The sequence below is a fragment of the Halomonas colorata genome (assembly GCF_014897985.1).
Lineage (GTDB): Bacteria > Pseudomonadota > Gammaproteobacteria > Pseudomonadales > Halomonadaceae > Vreelandella > Vreelandella colorata.
In genome coordinates this window covers 39,300-60,548 of sequence record NZ_JABUZA010000028.1, presented here as the reverse complement: position 1 = coordinate 60,548, position 21,249 = coordinate 39,300, and the positions used below count along the sequence as shown (strand labels likewise).

Annotated in this window: 20 protein-coding genes and 1 pseudogene; 8 read left to right on the top strand and 13 right to left on the bottom strand. The window is 55.8% G+C overall.

What is annotated here, in order from left to right; translation table 11 throughout:
• Nucleotides 1–534: 534 nt before the first annotated feature.
• From INT33_RS14105 to INT33_RS14095, 3 genes and pseudogenes are all read right to left on the bottom strand, one after another.
• Nucleotides 535–1,257: a hypothetical protein gene (locus INT33_RS14105; RefSeq protein ID WP_193092197.1), complete on the bottom strand. Its 723-nt coding sequence runs from the start codon at nt 1,255–1,257 to the stop codon at nt 535–537.
• Nucleotides 1,258–1,339: 82 nt separating this feature from the next.
• A complete protein-coding gene (locus INT33_RS14100) occupies nt 1,340–3,097 on the bottom strand; it encodes a hypothetical protein (protein ID WP_193092196.1) in 1,758 nt (585 codons plus the stop codon).
• Between the two features lie 80 nt (nt 3,098–3,177).
• Nucleotides 3,178–4,026, bottom strand: a pseudogene (locus INT33_RS14095) (YifB family Mg chelatase-like AAA ATPase); the annotation flags it as partial.
• 158 nt (nt 4,027–4,184) lie between these two features.
• On the opposite strand from INT33_RS14095, the gene INT33_RS14090 reads away from it, so the two are divergent.
• The 3 genes from INT33_RS14090 to INT33_RS14080 all read left to right on the top strand — a co-directional run bounded on the left by INT33_RS14090 (nt 4,185) and on the right by INT33_RS14080 (nt 7,146).
• Nucleotides 4,185–6,233 carry a TonB-dependent siderophore receptor gene (locus INT33_RS14090; RefSeq protein ID WP_193092195.1) on the top strand — a complete coding sequence of 683 codons (2,049 nt, stop codon included), beginning with the start codon at nt 4,185–4,187 and terminating at the stop codon, nt 6,231–6,233.
• A gap of 77 nt (nt 6,234–6,310) precedes the next feature.
• Nucleotides 6,311–6,649 carry a type II toxin-antitoxin system PrlF family antitoxin gene (locus INT33_RS14085; RefSeq protein WP_193092194.1) on the top strand — a complete coding sequence of 113 codons (339 nt, stop codon included), beginning with the start codon at nt 6,311–6,313 and terminating at the stop codon, nt 6,647–6,649.
• Complete coding sequence (locus INT33_RS14080) at nt 6,646–7,146, top strand: type II toxin-antitoxin system YhaV family toxin (RefSeq protein ID WP_193092193.1); 501 nt, start codon at nt 6,646–6,648, stop codon at nt 7,144–7,146. Before INT33_RS14085 ends, INT33_RS14080 begins: the two co-directional genes overlap by 4 nt.
• A gap of 62 nt (nt 7,147–7,208) precedes the next feature.
• Here the strand turns inward: INT33_RS14080 and INT33_RS14075 are convergent, their stop codons facing one another.
• The 4 genes from INT33_RS14075 to INT33_RS14060 all read right to left on the bottom strand — a co-directional run bounded on the left by INT33_RS14075 (nt 7,209) and on the right by INT33_RS14060 (nt 10,320).
• Nucleotides 7,209–8,102, bottom strand: coding sequence for an ABC transporter substrate-binding protein (locus INT33_RS14075; RefSeq protein ID WP_193092192.1), 894 nt, complete (start codon nt 8,100–8,102; stop codon nt 7,209–7,211).
• Nucleotides 8,103–8,171: 69 nt separating this feature from the next.
• Nucleotides 8,172–9,335, bottom strand: a complete 1,164-nt coding sequence (locus INT33_RS14070) for an MFS transporter (protein ID WP_193092191.1) — start codon at nt 9,333–9,335, stop codon at nt 8,172–8,174.
• On the bottom strand, nt 9,332–9,859 hold the full coding sequence (locus tag INT33_RS14065) for a TetR/AcrR family transcriptional regulator (RefSeq protein WP_192538793.1): 528 nt from the start codon (nt 9,857–9,859) through the stop codon (nt 9,332–9,334). The genes INT33_RS14070 and INT33_RS14065 overlap by 4 nt, the downstream gene beginning before the upstream one ends.
• Before the next feature lie 47 nt (nt 9,860–9,906).
• Nucleotides 9,907–10,320 carry a RidA family protein gene (locus INT33_RS14060; protein WP_192538794.1) on the bottom strand — a complete coding sequence of 138 codons (414 nt, stop codon included), beginning with the start codon at nt 10,318–10,320 and terminating at the stop codon, nt 9,907–9,909.
• 125 nt (nt 10,321–10,445) lie between these two features.
• On the opposite strand from INT33_RS14060, the gene soxR reads away from it, so the two are divergent.
• The gene (soxR, locus tag INT33_RS14055) at nt 10,446–10,877 is read left to right on the top strand and encodes a redox-sensitive transcriptional activator SoxR (RefSeq protein WP_192538795.1); all 432 of its coding nucleotides are present in this window, start codon (nt 10,446–10,448) and stop codon (nt 10,875–10,877) included.
• A 7-nt stretch (nt 10,878–10,884) separates the two neighbouring features.
• On the opposite strand, the gene INT33_RS14050 is transcribed toward soxR, so the two are convergent.
• The 5 genes from INT33_RS14050 to INT33_RS14030 form a co-directional block, all read right to left on the bottom strand.
• Nucleotides 10,885–13,002, bottom strand: coding sequence for a TonB-dependent siderophore receptor (locus INT33_RS14050; protein WP_193092190.1), 2,118 nt, complete (start codon nt 13,000–13,002; stop codon nt 10,885–10,887).
• Between the two features lie 119 nt (nt 13,003–13,121).
• Nucleotides 13,122–14,054 (bottom strand): helix-turn-helix transcriptional regulator, encoded by a 933-nt coding sequence (locus INT33_RS14045; RefSeq protein ID WP_193092189.1) that lies wholly within the window; start codon nt 14,052–14,054, stop codon nt 13,122–13,124.
• A 19-nt stretch (nt 14,055–14,073) separates the two neighbouring features.
• Nucleotides 14,074–16,218: a TonB-dependent receptor gene (locus tag INT33_RS14040; RefSeq protein ID WP_192538798.1), complete on the bottom strand. Its 2,145-nt coding sequence runs from the start codon at nt 16,216–16,218 to the stop codon at nt 14,074–14,076.
• Between the two features lie 95 nt (nt 16,219–16,313).
• Complete coding sequence (locus INT33_RS14035; protein WP_192538799.1) at nt 16,314–16,685, bottom strand: accessory factor UbiK family protein; 372 nt, start codon at nt 16,683–16,685, stop codon at nt 16,314–16,316.
• A gap of 60 nt (nt 16,686–16,745) precedes the next feature.
• Nucleotides 16,746–16,955 carry a hypothetical protein gene (locus INT33_RS14030; protein WP_192538800.1) on the bottom strand — a complete coding sequence of 70 codons (210 nt, stop codon included), beginning with the start codon at nt 16,953–16,955 and terminating at the stop codon, nt 16,746–16,748.
• Between the two features lie 84 nt (nt 16,956–17,039).
• Here INT33_RS14030 and INT33_RS14025 point away from each other — a divergent pair, with 84 nt between their 5' ends.
• From INT33_RS14025 to glnK, 3 genes are all read left to right on the top strand, one after another.
• Entirely contained in the window at nt 17,040–17,378 is a 339-nt protein-coding gene (locus tag INT33_RS14025; RefSeq protein WP_018916845.1) for a P-II family nitrogen regulator, read from the top strand.
• Nucleotides 17,379–17,424: 46 nt separating this feature from the next.
• Nucleotides 17,425–18,672, top strand: a complete 1,248-nt coding sequence (locus INT33_RS14020) for an ammonium transporter (RefSeq protein WP_192538801.1) — start codon at nt 17,425–17,427, stop codon at nt 18,670–18,672.
• 163 nt (nt 18,673–18,835) lie between these two features.
• Entirely contained in the window at nt 18,836–19,174 is a 339-nt protein-coding gene (gene glnK, locus INT33_RS14015) for a P-II family nitrogen regulator (protein ID WP_026285650.1), read from the top strand.
• A 201-nt stretch (nt 19,175–19,375) separates the two neighbouring features.
• On the opposite strand, the gene INT33_RS14010 is transcribed toward glnK, so the two are convergent.
• Nucleotides 19,376–20,152 (bottom strand): ferredoxin--NADP reductase, encoded by a 777-nt coding sequence (locus INT33_RS14010; RefSeq protein WP_018916848.1) that lies wholly within the window; start codon nt 20,150–20,152, stop codon nt 19,376–19,378.
• Nucleotides 20,153–20,316: 164 nt separating this feature from the next.
• On the opposite strand from INT33_RS14010, the gene INT33_RS14005 reads away from it, so the two are divergent.
• Nucleotides 20,317–21,243: a LysR family transcriptional regulator gene (locus INT33_RS14005; RefSeq protein WP_193092188.1), complete on the top strand. Its 927-nt coding sequence runs from the start codon at nt 20,317–20,319 to the stop codon at nt 21,241–21,243.
• Nucleotides 21,244–21,249: the final 6 nt, after the last annotated feature.

The window sequence follows — 21,249 nt, the reverse complement described above, 5'->3', positions numbered from 1 at the left end:
GGTTTTTGGTGTAAGGCCCTGAAACGTTAACACTTTCAGCCGCTTTCTTTTATACCCTGTGAGAAATCCGGGCTAGGGGCCGATGCTATCTGCAAAGAAGTGCTAGATTTCCATGAGCAAGCCATCAGTTTATATCGCAGCCTAATCGGCAAAGCTGAAATTCGTAGAGCCAAAGAATTACTTGAAACGCTTTTAACATTAGAGGAACACGAGGCTATGCGCTTATCACGGCAAACTGGAAGAATGCACGATATATAATGTTATTAACATGCCCCCTACGCTATGTAGGGGGTGTCTTAGCTGAGGAGCCTGCTACCCTAAAGTCGGGCTATGATGCTTTAAGCGTGTGAAAGCATACGATTAGCCAATCTTTTCAGAGAAGTTGTATTTCAAATCAAAAAGTTGTTATCTCGTTTTAATTTCACCTGGTTAAGCTTTAAAGAATAAATAATAACAATGTGTCCCTTGGGGAAATGTTTTCTTTTGTGCTGGGTTGCCAAAAGCAAGCTGGCAGATTTAATAGTCTTAAAATGCCTAGTTTTTTTGGTTTGGAGAAGGATTTTGACGCCAAAAAATAGCACTGAAATTATTGAGGCCACGGCTGTAGGAGTCAGGAGTAACCTTGAAACATAGAGGTATGTCATGGCCATTTCCACCTTCCCTAAAAAAATCTCTTAATGAGTGGAGGCTTAGCAGTTTTAGGTGTTCCCATTCGCGTCTCAGCCTCTCTTGGCGCTCTTGAGCCAACTTAGCAGCACTCGGTTTGCGTTTAGGTAATGGTATTCTGTAGTCAGGGGTAAGATCGGGAGTATATTGAAAAGTGATTATGCCATGTATCCAATTATCTTCCGTATTCTTGCGCCACTGATACCTTAGTTTTACTTCTAAGCTGCCACTGAAATTGAAAAAGGGGGTGGTATAATCATCAATCAGAAATAATTGCTTCTCCCTCTCTTCTGTTTTCAATCGCTCCTGCATATCCTGAACCGCATGTGTCAGATCATCAGCTGCTCGCCGCATTTGGTACTCTGTCTCTTCGCGTTTTTTAGAAGACTTCGCGCTGCTATGCGAATCAACTGCCTTTTGGAAACTTCTCAGTTTGTTTGAAACATATACGCCGCAGCCTTCTAAGCCAAATTGATAAAGCCCGCCTGTTTGTGCGTCCCTAGTGCAATCATTGACTATCGAGTTTAGTTCATCTGAATCAATTTTTTTTAATGCCTCTTGCTCTACACGAGAGATGTATAATTCACCCATAATTTACGTTCACTCAGTTGAGGTGTTTATCAGTTGGTTGTTACCAAAGGCATGCTTTGCTCGCTTAATACATGGCTAAATCTCAACGTGTGATACCGACCTTGCTGAAGGCATTCAGCACGGAAGCTTCGCCGGGAACGTTATCATTTTTGGCTTTCGGGTGCTTGAACGTATCGGCGAATCCTGGGCAGTGACGAACGAGCTTTTGAACGACACCTTCAACGTGCCGCACGTTAGACAGCACTTGGCGCAACCAGTGTTCAAAGCTGTCTTGGTGATCCAACGTAAACACTAAACCTTTGTAGGACGGAGGTTTTGACCCTTCCTCCCTACCGCCATTTCTGGGTTTCGGAGGGCGTCGCTGAAGTTCCATGAGATAAAGCGCTTGACCTAACACATGCACCTTGATGACAAGTACCCCGCGAAGAACCTTGGTCTGAGTATCCATATAGACCCAATTGGCCACGGACGTTTCTACCTCATCGTCTGTACCGAAGGGTTCGAGGCTAATTAATCGAGGATCAGGGGACGTGCTGAAGCCGTCTTCAAAGGTAAACCAGCTAACGCTATGAATCGCTTTAGGATAGGCTGATTTTAAATAGAGAAGCGCATTCCACATATCACGTAGAAAGCCCTGCGACTCCAGTGTAATGGGGGCGTGAATAGAAGCTTGTCCCACTCCCTTCCCTGACCCATAGGGCTCTCCGGTGGAAAAAATCGTTTCGTCGCCAGGAACGGGAACGCCTCGTGTATCGGGCACGTTTTTCCGGGTATAGCGCTTATCCAAGACAGCGCGAGGCTTACCCAAAATAACGAATTCGTCTTCAGTAAGGTCTAGCCAAGAAGAGCCATGGTCGGGCTCTTCATCATCCGTCAGGTCAATGACATCGGGAATGTCTTGAAGCTGATGATAAGGGAATTGAGTGGGAGCATCATCGCCATCGGTGGCGGGTACTGTCGCTGATTTCTCTCTTTCACGATGGATCGTGGCACCATCGGGCTGTGTGCAGCCTAATATCTGCAACCCTAGAAATGCGTTGCCACCATCAATCGGAACGCCAGAAACAGAGAGTTCCCCGCTTCCCTGGAACCAAGGCGTGGCCTCAAAAAGTATCCTATCTGCGGGGAAGCGGGCTTCAATCTGTGAATAAATGCTTCTGGCAGCCTGTTCAGCATAGGGATCGTACAGCATATGCGCTAGCAAGATGGCATCGTGTTTATGAACACGATACGTAAATTTGACAGGCCACGTACCTGGGGATGCAGGCGTATTAAGCGGTCGATAAAGACGTTCTTTAACTTCTTCCCAAGGGTAAGTAGCGAGCACCCGCTTGATTTCAGAAGAGCGGCCGTAAACGCGAGTAAAAAATTCTGTGCAAGGGATTAGTAAGTGTTTGCCATCTGGAAGGTCAAATTCGATCAGGTACGATCTTTGTTTTCTGTCCAGTGGCAAATAGTATTCATCATGAAAGGAGGTATAGAGGCTGCGCCCTGCTTTGCGTAAGTCATCTAGAGAAACAATCCGCCAGCCCCCTGGAGAGAATGAAACGGGGAATGTTCTCTCATCAAACGCGATGCGAGAGTTGCTCACCCCCTTTTCCCAGACGGAACCGATCCTCAATAGCCCGACATGTGTTAAGACCGTCGTTCGCTCAATCACATTCCCTAAATTGTTATTCTTATCAATGGGTTTGAAAAACACATAAATCTTAGGGACGCTTTCTGCGCGGGTATTTTTTTCGATAGGCCCATACCACCAAACGACCAAGCGTTCAGCTTCGTCTTTGAGAGTGCCGTCTGAAAAGCTAAAGGTTCTGCATTGTTTGAGTGAAACCGTCACAAGGGCGCGCCCTATGTAAACTCAAAATAGAGATTGTCGCAGTAATTATTGTTTAGTCGCAACAATTGTTGAAAGTGACAGCCACCGCCCACTAACGCGGCAGCACTGGCACTGTGGTGCGGTTGACGAAACGGACGCTTGCCCCAGTCGGCATCCAGGGGTAATCCACATACCGAACGCACGGCGGCTACCGCTAACGCATCCTCTTCAGAAAGCGGCGGCAGAATGCCCGGCAGGCGGCTGGCGAGCATGGTCTTGCCGGTGCCTGGCGGGCCAGCGAACAAAAGGTTGTGCCCACCCGCAGCGGCCACTTCAAGCGCCCGGCGTGCCTGCTGCTGGCCGCGCACATCGGCCAGATCGGCCATCGGCGTGGTGGTCTTGACAGAAGCAGGCAAGCGGTGGGGCGGAATTTTTTCCTGGCCGAGCAGGTGAGCGACAACCTGCCAAAGCGTATCGGCCGGCAGCACCGGCAAGTCGCCCGCCAGCGCGGCTTCATCGGCGCATTCGCGGGGAATGATCAGCGCTTTTCCAGACCGGCGCGTTGCCAGAGCAAAGGGCAGAATGCCGTGTACGGCGCGCAGCTTGCCATCCAGTGCCAGCTCGCCCGCGCACTCCATGCCTTCCAGCGTCTCCACTGGAATCTGGCCCGAGGCGGCCAGAATCCCCAATGCGATGGGCAGATCAAACCGGCCGCCTTCCTTGGGGAGGTCCGCGGGTGCGAGGTTCAGCGTAATCCGTCGAGTGTTGGGGAAATCAAACCCAGCGTTGACCAGGGCGCTGCGCACCCGTTCGCGGCTCTCTTTCACGGCGGTTTCAGGCAGGCCCACCAGCGTCAGCCCCGGTAAGCCGTTGGCCAGGTGTACTTCTACATGCACCGCCGGTGCGTCTAACCCCACGCCTGCGCGCGTGGCAACAATGGCCAATGTCATTGTGCTTCCTCGCTAGGTTTACTTAACCCTAACTTAACTTATTTAAGTAGACGTTGATAGCGCAGGGCTGGCGGCGGTATAGTGAATATAAATCACAACGATTATCACTAAAAAAAGATTCTCTGCCCCTCTGCTCCTAACCAAACCGAGTGCTCAACATGCCGTCTTTACCGTTTGTGCGCCGCCCCCTGGCGCGTTCCATTGCCGCGTTGATTCCTGTCACCGCCGTTCTTGTATGCGCCACCGCCAGCGCTCAGGAGACGGTCAATAACGATACCGTTGTCGTGGTCGGCACGGCCTTGAAAGTGGACGCCCCGCTGGTGGAAACGCCGCGCCCGGTTTCAAGCGTTGACCGTGAAGAGCTTGAAACTCGCAACGTGCAGCAGCTGGATGAAACCTTCCGCTACCGCGCGGGGGTGCTGGCCGGCCATTACGGCAGCGATAATGATACCGACTGGTTCAAGGTGCGCGGGTTTGATCAATCCACCTACCAGGATGGCCTGCGTATCTATCGCGAAGGCTTCTATCAGTGGCTGCCGGAGCCTTACGGCCTTGAGCGGATTGATGTATTCAAAGGGCCGTCTTCGATTCTTTACGGCGAGGCGCCTCCCGGTGGCTTGATCAACGCGGTGAGCAAACGCCCGACCGATACGCCCCAGGGCAACGTGAACTTGCAGATGGGTAACCGCAACCATCGCCAAATAGGCGTGGATACCAGCGGGCCGGTAGGCGAATCAGATGATGTTCGCTACCGCGTGGTGGGCATGTATAAAGAGCGCGACGGCGATCTGGATAACACCGATAACGAGCGCTACTACTTTGCGCCCAGTCTGGCGGTGGATGTCAGTGAAGATACCAGCGTTACCTTCCTGGCCAGCGTGCAGAAGGACGACGGCGTGCCCGTCAATGGCTTCAAGCTGCCCTACGGCAGCATCCAGGATACGCCCTTTGGCCGGGTCAGCCCGCAGTCCAACGTTAGCGAGCCTGATTATGACCGCAACAAGCGCACCCAATGGGGGCTAGGCTACGAGCTGCGCCATCAGGTCAACGACACCTGGGCGTTCGAACAGGATTTGCGCTACAGCGAACTCGACCTGGAACTGCGCAGTACCTACGCGCTCTCCATGGTGGATGACCGGCGCGCTTCCCGTGGTTTGACGCTGCGCGATGGCAAGGCCGATAGCTGGACGGTGGATAACCGCTTCGTAGGCAACTGGTACACCGAACGCACCGAAAATACCCTGCTGGTGGGCGTCGATTACCAGAACCTGGGCCTCAAGGGCCAGGAGGGCGACGACTACGCCTTTGGCGCGCCGATCGATATCTTCACGCCCACCTACGGCAACTACACCCCGTTTGCCGATGAAGACTTGGTCGAGCGGCATATCGACAAAGAGCAGACCGGCGTTTACCTGCAAAACCAGCTGCGCCTGGATGACCGCTGGGTGCTGCTGGGCGGTGTGCGCTACGACCATGCCGAGACCGAGAACACCAATGTAACTGCGGGCACCTCCGAGCGCTCTGACGATAATCAGCTCTCCTGGTCTGGCGGGGTTATGTATCTGGGTGAGAACGGCATCAACCCTTACGTCAGCTACACCGAATCGTTCGAGCCGATTGCTCAGTCCGATAGCGCAGGCAATCTTTATGACCCGCGTGAAGGCCGCCAGTGGGAAGCGGGTGTGAAGTATGCGCCCATCGGCTGGGATGGCTACGTGACCGCCGCGGTGTTCGATCTGGAGGAGAGCAACACGCTGGTAACTTCACCGGCCGGTTTCCAGGTGCAGGAAGGCGAGCGCACCTCCCAGGGCTTTGAGCTGGAAGGGGTAGGCTACGTCACCGATGACTTGAAAGTCACTGCGGCCTATACCTATACCGATTCGCGCCTGGAAGATGACCAGCGCGCCAGCCTGATTCCGCGTCACCAGGCATCTACCTGGCTGGACTACGCCTTTACCGGTGGCGCGCTGGATGGCGTGACCCTGGGTGGCGGCGTGCGCTACGTAGGTGAAAGCGTGGATGGCGATATCCAGGTGGGCAGCTTTACCCTGGCCGATGCCATGATCGGCTATGAGTTTCTTGATAACTGGCAGGCTCAGCTCAACGTCAACAACCTGACCGACAAAGAGTATGTAGCCAGCTGCGACTACTGGTGCTACTTCGGGGAATCGCGCAGCGTGATCGGCAGCGTCAGCTACCGCTGGTAAACGTCGCTTGACGAGGTAATGCAGTTGCATTAACTTTGATGCATTGCTTCTGCATTACCACTAAGCGGAGATTGGTGATGAACACGCTTATCGAAGATGATTCTACTCTGACGGATCGCTATCAAACGACTGTTCCTGCCTCAATTCGTCGAGCGCTGAAGCTCAAGCGTCGCGACCGTATCCACTACACTGTTCGCCCGAACGGTGAAGTCATGCTCTCTCGTACCAGTGATGAAGTCCGGCATGATCCTGTGGTAGCCAGTTTTCTCGAGTTTCTGGAGCGCGATCTGGTCGCGCATCCGGAAATCATTCGACCGGTTACCGCGAGCAGTTTTGCCGAGGCTGAGCGTCTTACCGCAGGGATGGCGGTAGATCTTGATGAAGTGCTGGAAGAAGTGGACGATGAAGAGGAATGAAGCCGCTCACAGTGAATGGATGGAGCCTATACGCCCATCCGCTGTTTATGGAGCAGGTCGAAGCACTCACCGTTAAGGTCAAACGCCTTCAGGCAAAGGACTCCGTAGGCTATCGCAGCAAACCGGCCACCAAGCGTCTGGCTGCCATCATCAAACTGGCTTTGAACGATATTCCTCAGGACCCATCCGGCGCTCAGTACCGGCAGGGAAATACGCTCGGCCCTGGGCACACCCACTGGCAGCGGGCAAAATTTTATCAGCAGTACCGGCTGTTCTTTCGCTTTGATGCGGCGAGCAAAATCATCATTTACGCCTGGGTCAATGATGACGCTACAAAGCGCGCCTATGAAAGCAAGCAAGATGCGTATGCCGTCTTCAAGAAGATGCTTGGCGATGGCCATCCGCCGGATAGCTGGCAGGCCTTGCATAACGCCTCACTGAGTGGCGCCGAGCATCTCAAAACGCTGTTGGCGGCGGATGATAGCGAGACCCGATGATAGCCAGCCCTTATGATAGCTAGAGGGGCTTAACGTTCTGTCTTTTCGTGTTTACTTTCCTATCAATCTAGCGAAGCGGCTGGTGCTTCCTTCAGTGCCGAGGTCAGCACGCGAGCAAAGCGCTGTGCCGAAGGCAGTGCGCCAAAGCTCCATACCGGCGGCAGGCGCAGCAGGTTGGCGTTTTTCACAATCGGTAGCTGCTGCCACAGGCCGCTGGTGGTCAGCTGCTCCTCCACGCCGAGCGGCAACGGGTCGATGATCACCAGCCGGGCGTCGGGATAGCCCGCGAGCGCTTCAATCCCTGTCAAGGCAAAGCCCCAGGCATTGGTGGGTTCCTCCCAGGCGTTAGCCAGGCCAAGCTGTTCAAGTACTGCGTTATACAGGCTGTTGTCGCCGAATATTCGCACGTGCCGTGCATCCATGAACTGCACCATCAATAGCGGTGCGGTATCTGGCTGTGCGTCGCGCAGCGATGCCATCAGCGCTTGCGTGTCTTCAATCAGCGCCTCCGCCTCCGCCTCCGCCTCCGCCGCCGCTTCACGCTCGGTCAGCTCCCCCAGCTCGCGCGTCAGCGCCTGAATTTCCTGCCAGGTATCCGTACCGGGTGAAAAGAGCGCAAGCGAGGTAACCGGCGCAATACGCTCCAGGCGCGGCGTGAGCGAGGCGAACATTGGCGATATCAATATTTGCTCGGGGGCAAGCTGGGCCAGCAGTTCAAAATTGGGCTGAGCGCGCAGCCCAAGGTCAGTGGCACTGGCAGGAATGCGCGGCTCGCCCACCCAGTCGTAGTAATCCGGCTGCTGAGCCACGCCGCTGATCGGTGCGCCGATGGCCACCAGCGTCTCGGCGATGGTCCAGTCCACCGTGGCAAACTGAGCGTGCGCGCTGGTAAATGCCAGCAGGCTGGTAAGCAGGAGCGCGGCTCGAGCGAAAAGAAGCGTCACGGTACGGCGCATGGGAAAGAGCCATTTTAAAAGAAGAGCTGTATTTAAACGATAATCCTTCTTGCTTGCAACGCCTTGCCTTCAAGCATTCGGAAGGGCAGGCTCTGGAGATTTTTTATTTTCTGCATTGCCTACCCTCGCCAATCCGGCGGTAAAGGCAAGGCAGGCAAAGGCAATGACGGCGTAGGTGGGCGTCCATTGATCCATGATCAACCCAAACAGGGGGGCGCCTGCCGTTTGGCCGATAGCGATGGTGAGAAAACCGATGGTCAGGCCCGTTGCGGGGCAGCTGGGCAATGCCGAAACGCCCCATACCAGATAGACGCCGGTAAGCATGATGTAGGCCAAACCGAACAACGCACCACCGATTAGCGTCAGCGCGGGAGTGGTGCCTTCAACGCCCACCAGCAGGATGCCGCCTGCCAGCGTACCCAGAAACAGCCAGTGTGTCCGGTCAATGCCAAACCGGGCAACGAGCGACCCTGCCCCCGCGCCCGCCATGCCTGCCGTGCCAATGGCCATCCACAGGAGGCCCGCGCCGGTATGGCCCCAATCCAGGCGTAACGTGACCAGCTGGCTGCCAAAAGACCACAAAGCAGTGCTTGAAGCGCCCATCAGGAAGGCCGCGATAATTAGTCGTTTAAGTGTCTTGTTGAGTGGCGGTAAGCCTTTTTCGCGATTTTCGGCTGATTGGGCGTTACCCGGTACGCTGATGGCGACCGCTATCGCCATGCACAATGCCGTTGCTGCAAAGATCAAAAAAGCGATCCGCCAATGGCCGCCCATCAATAGCGCCACGGGCCCTGAAAGTACCACGCCTGCGCCGGTTCCTGCGTTGATGAGTGTATTGGTAGCACCTTGGCGGGCGGGCTTGACCGCAGCGGCCACGGCCGCAGCCATGGGCGGCGACGCAAGGCCTGTGCTGGAACCTGCCAGCATTACAGCACCGGCAAGCCATAGCGAAGAGGGGGCTGCTGCGATGCCTGTCATGCCCACTGCGGCTACGAGTGCCGCGCCGGTTGCCACCACGCGGGGGCCTAGCCGCTCGGTCAGGTGGGCAGAGACTACGATTGCCACGCAATAGCCCAGAAAAGAGCCACCTGATATCAACCCGCCCACGGTTGAGGATAAAGAGAGATCCGCATCGATTTGGGGAAGAAACAGCCCAAAAGCAAAGCGGGCAAAGCCGTAGCAGATGGCAATGAGCCCAAATCCCACGGCGCCGAGCGTCATGCCCGGACTCATGATGATGCCTGTTTGACTAGGCGAACCGCGCAATGCCGAGCGGTAGCAACGGCATCCGCGCCGCGATAAATGGCGGTCGCCGTTGCGCCTTCGAACAGAATCAGAATTTGCTCGGCGAGCTGCTCATCGCCACGTCCGTTGGTTTCGAGTGCAACGATCTCCTGAATCTTGTTCCAGACCCCGGCCTTGTGAGCGGTCATGGCCTCGGCGATCTCCGGTATATCACCACCGGTTTCCCCATAAGCGCGTAGAAATAGGCACCCTCGGCAGCCTTCTACCCGCACCCAGTCTTCAAGTGCCTTGAAAAGCGCATTAACGCTGTCCACGTCGGTTCGGCGCAAGAACCGACGGTCGCGTTCCGTAAGCACGCTGGCGATCAGTGAATGTTTGCTGCCCGCATGTTTATAGAGCGTTCTGCTCGACATGCCGGCAGCCTGCGTAAGCCGGTCCATCCCGGTGGCGGTAAATCCGTGCCGGTCGAAAAGGGATTCTGCGGCGGAGATAAGCTTCGTTTTAATAGTCATACATTCAATGTAAAACGATCATTTTACACCGTCAAGAAAATAAATCCTCAGCAGGCTTTCCACGCCACAGCGTCCACCTCGATCTGCATGGTTTCCAGAGCAAGTTGGGGAACGGGTATCAGCGTGCTGGCGGGTAGTTTTTCCATCGGCCAGCAGTGGCGCATCTCCTCGCCCCAGACCGCCAGCTTCTCGGCGCTGTGATCAACGATCAGCACGGTGATTTTCATGATGTTGGTGTAGTCCAAGCCATGCGCCTTGAGCGCCCTGCCCAGATTGTTGAGCGTTGCCTGAGTCTGGTGGCGAAAGTCGTCGCTGAGCGTATTCGCGGCTCCTTCGCCGCCGAATTGGCCGGATATATACACCAGCTGGCCGCCCGGCGGGGCTTTCACCGTATGGCAGTAGCCGTAGGGCGTAGGGTCAAAAAGTGCGTCGGGGTTTTGAAACTCCAGGGGTTTAGTCATCGCGCTACCTGATTTTCATAAAGTGGGAATGGCAGGCGAAGTGTAAAAGTTCAAGTTAACATTAAGTCAAACGGCTTTTCGGCCAAGCATTCGATGACTAACAAGACGACAGCAGAGAGGATGGTTTGAAACGATTTCTTACGGTGAGTGAGCTGGCGCAAAGAAGCGGCATAGCGGCGTCCGCCCTGCGTTTTTATGAATCTCGTGGGCTGATTGCGTCGGTGCGCACCAGCGGCAACCAGCGCCGTTTTCACCCGTCGATGCTGCGGCGTATTGCGCTGATTCAGGTGGCGCAGTCGGTGGGGTTTACGTTGGAGGAAATCGCCGGTGAGCTTGCGTGTCTGCCCATGAACCGAACGGCCACCAAGCGCGACTGGGAGCGGGTGGCCGTGAAGTGGCAAAAGGAACTGGCCGCCAAGATGGCCAGGCTTCAATCGCTGAACGATAACCTGACCGGCTGTATCGGCTGTGGGTGCTTGAGCATGAAAGCATGCCGCTTGCTGAACCCCGAAGATGCGTTGGCACAACAGGGCAACGGGGCTCAGCGGCTTTCATAAAACGTGTTTAGAAACGGTAGTGAACGCTTGCGGTAATCCCGCGCTCGGCGCCGAAGTAGCAGTAGTCCAGCGAGTTGCATGACGCGACGTATTCTTTATCCAGCACGTTGTTGACGTTCAGGCGGGTTTCGACGCCGTTAACGCCGACATGACTCCAGTCATAGCCGATGGTGGCGTCCACCAGAGTGTAGTCGGGCACGGTTTCGGTATTGGCGCGGTCCGCGGCGATGTCTGCGTAATGGCGTACCCCAACGCCTACATCCACGCCGTTTAGCCAACCGCTATTGGCTGCATAATGGCCCCATAGCTGCACCTGGTGCCGGGGGGAGTAAATGGCGTTGTTGCCCTGGTTGCCGTCGTCGCTCTTGGCATAGGTAATATCAGTGAAGCTGTAGCCTGCCTGTAGCGAGAGCGTTTCGGTCAGCTGGGTCTGGGCTTCCAGCTCAAGGCCCTGGGATTCGATTTCACCCACGGCGCGGTACGGGTCAGAGGGCTGCTCTTTGGTCGCCACGTTTTCCTGGCTGATGTGGAAAAGTGCCGCGCTGTACTGGCTGGCGCTACCGCTGGGCTGGTATTTCACCCCGGTTTCCCACTGCTCGCCTTCCATGGGGGCGAGTAAATCGCCGCGCGCGTCCACAAAGCTTGTGGGGGTAAACGCGGTGGAGTAACTAAGGTAAGGCGCCACGCCGTTATCGAACAGGTAAACCACGCCGACACGGCCGCTGAACTGGGTATCGCTGAGTGAGCTTGAAGCGTCGGTATCCAGGTCCGTGTTATCGATACTGACCCAGTCGTAGCGCCCGCCCAGGGTGAAACGCCAGTTATCGAGCGCGATTTGATCCTGTAAATAAACGCCGGTCTGTTCGATTTCATGACGCTCGCGAATGGGGTCGTAAAAGGCCACCGGACCAGTGCCATAGACCGGCTCAAACGCGTTGATGGGTTCAAAGGCGCCGGAAGGCCAGGCAACCTCGTTTTCGCGCTGCTGATAATCCACCCCCAAGAGCAGCGTGTGATCCATAAAGCCGTCGCTGAGCCGGGCTTCCAGCTGGTTATCGATCGTCCAGGCTTGAAGGGATTCGTCGCTGCCGGAGTAGTAGCGGTTCAGCTCATTGGAGGTCGGTGACGTCCAGCCAAAGCCGTAAGGCTGGTTAAGTACTACGTCCGAGTTGAGGTAACGCAGCATCTGGCGACCGGTCATCTGGTCATTAAAACGGTGCTCAAGCGAGTAGCCGAACATGCGCTGCGTGCGCTCATAGGCGTCGTAGTCTTCCTCGCCGTCAAAGAAGTTATTGCTGATTTTACGCCCGTTGCGGGGTACCACGGCGCCTTCATAAGGCACGCCTGAGTGATAACCGCCTTCGGGTTCATCCTGCAGGTAGGCTTCAACGGTCAGGCTGGTGTCGTCGGTCATATCCCACGTCAAACGCGGAGCGATGGCGTAGCGCTGCTCTTCCGTAGGGCCGAACTGGGTATCGGCGGCGCTGGCAATACCGGTCAGGCGGAACGCCACCCGCTGCTGCTCGCCAATCGGCCCGGTAAGGTCAAACGCGGCGCTGCGCTGATGATTGTTGCCCGCCCGCAAGCGCAGCTCGCCGCCCTGCTCAAACTCAGGGCGCTTGCTGTTGAGTGCCACCACGCCGCCTGGGGATGCGCGGCCATAAAGCACGGACGCGGGACCGCGGACGACTTCAATGCTTTCCAGAAACCACGGTTCAATACGCATGGAACTGTGCGAGTTGGCATCGCCCATTACCTTGAGGCCGTCTAGAAAAGTATTGCTCAAGCTGCCGTCGGAAAAGCCGCGCAGCACCAGGTAGTCAAAGCGGTTGGAGGCGCCCACCTGATTCGAATAAACGCCGGGCGTGTAATCGGTCGCTCGCTGAACGGTACTTACCCCACGATTTTCCATCTGCTCCTGGGTAATCGTTGAAACGCTTTGCGGCGTTTCAATAAACGGTGTTTCTACCTTGGTAGCGGCCTGCTGAGCGGTGACCGTCACCGTGGATAACTGACGGGAAGACTCCGGCGCTGTTTGTGCATAGGTGACGGATATCGAGCCGCCTGCCAGGGCAATGGATAAGGCAAGGTAGCGATAGGGGAAGCGGTGCTGGCGCATAAGCATGACAATAAGTCTCAACCGTTTATAGTAATGAGAATTATTGATCTTTAATGGCTTGCTGAGCTATGCCAGATGCCAAACCTGATATGCGTAATGCTAACTCTTAAGCAAAACATCCGCTTTCACAGCTTGGGCGTTTTATAGGCGTGCCGATTAACGTCCGTGGGCGGGATGCCAAAGTGGCGCTTGAAGGCGGTGGCAAAGTTGGTCGCGTGGCGATAGCCGCAGGTATGGGCTGCCTGCTGGACGCTATAGCCTTTTTCCAACACGCAATACGCCCGCTGGAGCCGACATTGGCGTAAGTGCTCAAATATTGAGTAGCCGTAAAGCGCGCTAAACTTTTGCCGCAGGCTGCTGGGGCTCATCGCCGCACTGCGGGCCAGGTCACTCAGGCGGTAATCGATCATGGGGTTATCGCGTAGCTCGGCATGTAAGCGGGCGAGCCGCTCGCGCTCGCGATGCTTAATGCCCGGAGCGGGCTTAATATTGCGGGATGACGATAGGGGTAGTCCATGCCCCAGAAGCTGCAAGGCAAGCCCGTGCCAGACTAACGACTGTCGCCAGTCGTCGAGTGGAAATTCACGGGTGGCACACAGTTGTTCAAAGAGCGCGGGAGGGAGCGTCCAGGCGTGCAGTTGAGGCTCGTGAGCGCTGGGTAGCGCATAAGGCTCGGTGGTCAGAACGGCAATGTTCAGCGTACGTAGCCGTGCTTGAGCGGGCTGTTCGACGATCAGCGGTGCCTGCGGCGTGAAATGCGCACATAGCCCCTGACCGGCGCTAATCACCAAACGCTTTTGTCCCTGGGCGATCTCAATACCGCCTTCCATCACGACACATAAAAACCACGGCACCGTCTGCGTGGAGCGCGAGGCGTAGCGTTGGCGTACCTCAAGGTCGGATAACGTGAGATGCAGGCCAGGGGGTAGCGGCAAGTCGCTGACGCTGCCCAGCGCAATGGGGTGATCATGCCCTTGATAGGCATGTAAGTAATCGATGCCGAACTTATGCCCCAGCTGACTCAGGGTCGACGGCGTGAGAGACGTAATAGTCGGCATCGATAGACTGACCTATGGCTTAGTAATCCAGTGACCAACCCAGTGTGAACGTACGGCCACGACCCTGGTAATCGTAGAGGTATGCCGGCCCGTAGGTGGGTGAGTAGAAACCTACGGCGCGCTGCCCCCAAGGGGTTGAATACTGCTCATCGGTCAAGTTGCTGATACCCAGGCTGAGAGTACCCAGCGCGGTATCCTGACTGCCGATCAGGTCGAAGGTAGTGAAGCCGTCGATGCGGCCATCGTCACTGTCCTTGTAATCGCGCGCATGGCTGCCTTGAAGGCGCAGCGTTCGATCATTATCTGCCCAGGCAATATGAGCGGTCAGGCTATCCTGCGAAGGGTAGGGCGCCACGGTAATGCCGCGATCCTGCCAACGGCCATCTTCCTTGCGCTCTGAGACGAGTGTATGCAGCGTGCCGCCCACTTCCCAGTGGTCGCCGATAAAGCGGGTGACCGAGGCTTCCAGCCCGTAATCGCGACGGTCGTCGTCGACCTGAGTAACGTTCAGGTCACTATCAAGCTCCATGGCGGTATCCGACCAGGCATAGTAAACCGCGGCCTGGGTCATCCAGTCGCCGCCACGGTAGCGCCAGCCAAGCTCCACCTGCTGGGTCTTGATACCGTCCAACGGATTGTCCGCCACAGTTTGCCCGGCGCGGCCGTAGTACTTGGAAGGGTCGGGCAACTCGAAGCCTTCCGAGTAGCCCAGCCAGCTCTGGTGGCCGTTGTCGAAGTCGTACAGGGCGCTTACGTTATACAGCGTGACGTCGTAGTCACTCGAGCCGCCCGGCACGTTGTTGAAGTCGTCGATATCCACGTCCATGCGCTGGTGGCGAATGCCGCCGCTGAGCTGGAGCTGATCCGTTGCCCACCACTCGCTCTGGGCAAACAGCGCCAGAGTATCGATCTCGAAGCCCGGGTAGCGCGGTGTGATACGGTCGGCGCGCTGCACGAGCCCACCGGAGGCATCGCTTGCCGCGCGATCAAAGCGCATCTGCGTGGCGTCGAAGGATTCACGGTCCAGGTCGGCGCCATAGGTCAGGTTAAGGCTGTCCGTCAGGTCCGCCGAGAAAAGTCCTTTCAAGCCGCTTAGCGTGGTGTTCTGCTGGGAGGCCGCAAAGTAATAGCCACCGCCTTGGGCTGCGTAGGGGAATGGGTGGAAACTGGATTCTTCTTCACGATGGAATGCCTGAAGATAGAAATCCTGATTCAGCAGATTGGCATGGTGATAATTGACGCTAAACATTTTGCGGTCGGTGCGCGGGTCGCGGTCGGCGGTAAAGCCGTCGCGGATATCGGCATCGTCAAGGTTTGGCGCAGCGGCCGCCAGGTTGGGATAGTAAACTCCACGGTCGCCCTGCTTGCCTGACTCATAAAGCTGGCCACTGAGCGTTAGCGTCTGTTCATCGCTTAGCTCGACGCGCACGTTGCCTAAAATATCCAGGCTGCGGTTGTCCTGCAGATCGCTCTGGGCGATATCAGGAAAAATCTCATCGCCTCTGGCGTCGTACTGGCGGCCATTTTCGACCAGCGATACGCCAATGCGCCCCTGTACCGTATCGTTACCGCCGCTGGCCGACTGGGAGAGGCGACGATCAAGATCATGGCTGTGGTTGAAGCCGCCGGTGACACTAGCCTGGGTTTCAAAATGCGGGGCGCCGCTTTCGCCCTGCTTGGTAATAATGTTGATCAGCCCGCCCGTGGCGCCACCGCCATACAGGCTGCTGGTGCCCGAGAGCACTTCGACGCGTTCGATATTGAACGGATCAATGGCATCGAACTGGCGCGATAAGCCGCGCGAATTGTTCAGTGAAACGCCGTCAATCAATACTTGAACGCTGCGCCCACGCATGTTCTGCCCCGCGTTGGTGCGGCCCTGCGGGCCAAAATCGAGCCCCGGTACCAGCTTGCCCAAGGCCGTTTTCAGGTCGCCGCCCGTACTGATCTGTTGCTGAAGCTCTTCGTTCTCAACGATATGAACGGCGCCTGAAATCTGGCTGATATGCGTTGGCGTACGCGAGCCTACGACGACTAGCGTTTCCTGGGCGGCGCTTTCATTCGTGTGGGCAGCTGCTGTCTGTGCATTGGAGGTTTGTGCAAAGGCCAGCAAAGGAAAAGCGCCGCTCAAAAGACCGACGCTTAATACGATAGTGCGGTTCATGGGTTATCCAGAGAACAGGTTGTTGTTAACCGTGATCCTATCATTGGCGAGAGGAAACGCAATGATAAATGTTCTCATCGTTAGCCAGGGTAACCTTACTTATCGTCTTTCAGATTGCGGCTAGCGGCTGGCTTGCTGGGGGCTGCCGTGTCGTCGGCCTTAGGCTTTTCTTCCGTCGCTTCGACAGAAGCCGTGGGCGCGGGCGTCTGTGGCGCAGACTTCTGGTTTTCAATCGTGGTTTCCAGGTTTGCCACCTGACGCTCCAGTGCCTCCACGCGGGAGCGCGTGCGCTGCAGTACATCCATCAGGATATCAAAGTCTTCCCGAGAGACGAGTTCGAGACGGTCAAAGGCGCCGCGAACGACCTGCTGTACACCTTTCTGAATATCCTCGGGGGCTTGTGATGCATTCTGTAAACGATCGCCAATCTGCTGGGCCAATCGGCTAATACGGTCTTGGGGCGCCATCGTTCTCTCCTTGATAGGGGGTCATACAAAAGTGGGCACTCTCTCAAGGATACGCAACCCTTAAAGAGTACGCATGTATTGCATGGCGTGTTTTAGGGATTTGTCTTCAATGAAGCGCTGCGCTTCTTCTTGGTGCGGCGGCATATTCTGATTGCGCTGTGCTGGTGCATGCCTTGCCGCGTCAGCCAAGCGATGCTCCTTTTTCGTGCTTAGATTTTCATTTTTTAAATATAAGTTAATGAAAATAATAATAAAAAAATTCTGTGGCACGGTATGCGCATTAGTAGGGCATTGCCATTTTTAGCGACGTGTCGCTACACATCCAGCAGGCCTTATCCAGCAGGGGAGATCGGGATGAAACTCATCACCGCCATCATCAAGCCATTCAAACTTGACGACGTTCGTGAGGCGCTCGCCGATAACGGCGTCCAGGGAATTACCGTCACGGAAGTAAAAGGCTTTGGTCGCCAGAAAGGCCATACCGAGCTTTATCGCGGCGCTGAATACGTTGTCGACTTCCTGCCCAAAGTAAAAGTGGAAGTGGCGGTTGACGATGCGCGTCTGGAAAGCGTTATCGACGCTATCTGCAACGCCGCGAATAGCGGAAAAATTGGCGATGGCAAAGTCTTTGTCACCCCGCTTGAGGACGTTATCCGTATTCGTACCGGTGAGCGCGGCGCAGACGCTGTGTAGGCAGTGAGTGACAGGGATACTTTCATAGTTCAACGGGGAACTAACAATGAATGAACTGGCTGATCTGAGCTACGCGCTCGATACGTTTTACTTCTTGATTTGCGGTGTGCTGGTCATGTGGATGGCCGCGGGCTTTGCCATGCTCGAAGCAGGCCTGGTGCGCTCCAAGAATACCGCGGAAATTCTAACTAAAAACATCGCGCTATTCGCCATTGCCTGCACCATGTACTTACTGGTGGGCTACTACATCATGTATTCAAGCAGCGAAGGCGGCTTCCTGCCGAGCCTGGGCTTCTTGATTGGCGCTGAAAACAGCATGGATGCGGTGACGGCCGGCGGTGAAGATGCGCCGTACTACTCCATGCGCGCGGACTACTTCTTCCAGGTCGTGTTTGTTGCAACCGCGATGTCGATTGTGTCGGGCGCCGTGGCTGAACGCATGAAGCTCTGGGCCTTCCTGGCGTTTGCTGTGGTGATGACAGCATTTATCTATCCTATTTCCGGCTACTGGACCTGGGGCGGCGGCTGGTTGTCTGAAGTGGGTTACTCGGATTACGCCGGTTCAGGCATTGTGCATATGGCCGGCGCTGCGGCGGCCCTGGCCGGTGTGCTGGTGCTCGGCCCACGGAAAGGCAAGTACGGTAAAGATGGCGCTATCCATGCGATCCCCGGCGCCAACATGCCGCTGGCAACGCTGGGTACGTTTATTCTGTGGATGGGCTGGTTCGGCTTTAACGGTGGCTCTGAGCTGAAAATGTCGGATATCGGCTCGGCCAACAACGTCGCCCAAGTGTTTGTGAATACCAATGCTGCTGCGGCTGGCGGCGTGATTGCTGCATTGGTTCTGGCCAAGCTGTGGTTCCGTAAGGCGGATCTCACCATGGCGCTCAACGGCGCGCTTGCGGGCCTTGTCGCGATCACCGCCGACCCGCTTTCCCCAACAGGTTTAGGGGCTGCAACTATCGGTGCATTGGGCGGTTTGATTGTGGTTATCGCGATCATCACGCTTGATAAGCTGAAGCTGGACGATCCGGTCGGTGCGATTTCAGTGCACGGCGTGGTAGGTATCTGGGGTGTTCTGGCTGTGCCGATCACTAATGAGGAAGCCTCCTTCGGCGCTCAGCTGATCGGTATCGTCGGCATCTTTGCCTGGGTGTTCCTTGCAAGCCTGGTGGTCTGGCTGGTGCTTAAAGCCATCATGGGCATCCGGGTTAGCGAAGAAGAAGAGTATGAAGGCGTGGATATCGCAGAATGCGGTCTTGAAGCCTACCCCGAGTTTAGCGTTAAGAAATAAGCATAATGCTAAGCAAGTGAGCTGGCGTGCTCCTTATGGCCTTCCTTTCGAGGAAGGCCTTTTTATTCTCTGCCTGTAGCGGTGTATGCTTAGCGTTAGAGGTGGCTGGCTTTCGCCGCACCCAAAAGACAAGACAATGGCCACCAAGCTAGAGGATGTCGCAATGAAATTGATCTCAGCCATTATCAAGCCGTTTAAGCTTGATGACGTACGTGAATCGCTCTCCGATATCGGCGTGCAGGGCATTACCGTCACAGAAGTAAAAGGTTTCGGCCGTCAAAAAGGCCACACTGAGCTTTATCGTGGTGCTGAGTACGTGGTGGATTTCCTGCCTAAAGTGAAGCTCGAAGTAGCCGTTGACGATGATTTGGTGGAGCAAGTCATTGATGCGATTACCCAGGTTGCCAACACGGGTAAAATCGGTGACGGCAAGATTTTCGTAATGCCGCTTGAGCAGGTCATTCGCATCCGTACCGGCGAAACGGGTAAAGATGCGGTTTAATCTGGTGAATGGTGAGTGGTGAATGGTAAGGCGTGAGTGGTGAGTAGTAGAAAAAGCCCCTGTGGATTATTTCCAGCAGGGGCTTTTTGTTAATGAGGTGTTAGCGATAGTGGCTAGAATCTTCTATTCACCCTTCACCCTTCACCCTTCACCCTTCACCCTTCACCCTTCACCCTTCACCCTTCACCCTTCACCAACAAATCACTTCTCAACAAACGCACGCTCGATCACGTAATCACCCGGCTCGCCCATACGCGGGGAGATATTCAGGCCGAGTTCATCCAAAAGCGCACTGGTGTCGTCCAGCATGGCGGGGCTACCGCAGATCATCGCGCGATCCTGGCGCGGGTCGATCGGCGGAAGGCCAGTATCTTCGAAGATTTTACCGCTGCGAATATGGTCGGTTAAGCGCCCCATGGTGTGGAACTCTTCACGGGTTACCGTGGGGTAATAAACCAGCTTGTTGGCGATATCTTCGCCCAGATACTCGTGGGCAGGCAGCTCTTTGGTAATAAAGTCGGCGTAGGCCAGCTCAGAGACTTCACGCACGCCGTGTACCAGTACGACTTTATCGTAGCGCTCATAGACTTCCGGATCTTGAATCAGGCTCATAAACGGCGCCAGCCCCGTACCGGTTGAAAGCATATACAGGTTGCGACCCGGCAGCAGGTCGTCGCAAACCAGCGTACCGGTTGGCTTGCGGCTGACCATGATCTGATCGCCCACTTTCAGGTGCTGAAGGCGTGAGGTCAGCGGACCATCGGGCACTTTGATACTGAAAAACTCAAGGTGGTCTTCGTAGTTGGGGCTGGCAATGGAGTAAGCGCGCATCAGCGGTTTGCCATTAACTTCAAGGCCAATCATGACGAACTGGCCAGTTTTGAAGCGCAGGCTACGCTCACGCGTGGTGCGGAAGCTAAACAGGGTATCGTTCCAGTGGTGAACGCTGAGTACTTCTTCTAACGCAAACTTACTCATGCCGACTTCTCCCTCAGGTGATAAAGCGTTAGCCTCACCACTCATATACTTAAAAAGAATAAAAATTTCTTAAAACGTTGTCAGTAAGTCTAAGCAAAGAGTGGTATATCTGTTAAGCAAATTATATTGATAACGTTTATCTCTAAAATAGATATAGGCCTTGTATGCACTACACCTTGCGCCAGCTGGAAGTGTTTGTAGCGGTAGCCCAGCATGAAAGCGTCTCTCACGCCGCCCGCGCCTTGGCCATGTCGCAGTCGGCTACGAGTACCGCTCTGGCTGAACTGGAAAGACAGTTCGATTGCCAGCTGCTTGACCGCATAGGCAAGCGCTTAAAGCTCAATGCGCTGGGCTTCCAACTTCTGCCCAAGGCGGTTGCTCTGCTTGACCGTGGCGAGGAGATCGAGGAGCTGCTGCGCGGGCAGCAGGGCGTAGGCACGTTGGATGTAGGCGCGACCCTGACAATCGGCAACTATCTGGCAACGCTTCTGATCAGCGATTTCATGCAGCGCTACCCCGGCAGCCGGGTGCGCCTTTCGGTGCGCAACACACGCCATATTATCGAAAGCGTGCGCCAGCACTCGCTGGATCTGGGCCTGATCGAAGGCCAGTGCGACGACGAGATGATCATCAGCCAGCCCTGGGTCGAAGATGAGCTGTGCGTGTTCTGCTCGCCGCGCCATCCTTTAGCCGGAAAAGACCATCTTGAGCTTGAGCAACTGCTGCGCGAAGACTGGATCATGCGCGAAGAGGGCTCAGGCACCCGGATGACCCTGGAGCATGCCGCGCGCCACCGGCGCAGCCGCTTTAATACGCTGCTGGAGCTTGAACATACCGAAGGGATTAAACGTGCAGTGGAGTCTGGCCTGGGTATCGGCTGCGTATCTCGCCTGGCGCTGCGCGATGCCTTCCGGCGTGGCAGCCTGGTACCGCTACCCACGCCGGAGCTGGATCTAAAGCGTCAGTTCACCTTTATCTGGCATCGCCACAAGTACCTGACGACCGGCGTACGCGAGTTCCTGCGCCTGTGCCGCGAAATGACCGCTAGCGCCAAGCGCAGTGATGATATTGAGCTGCCGCCGGTGCCTTGAACGCTG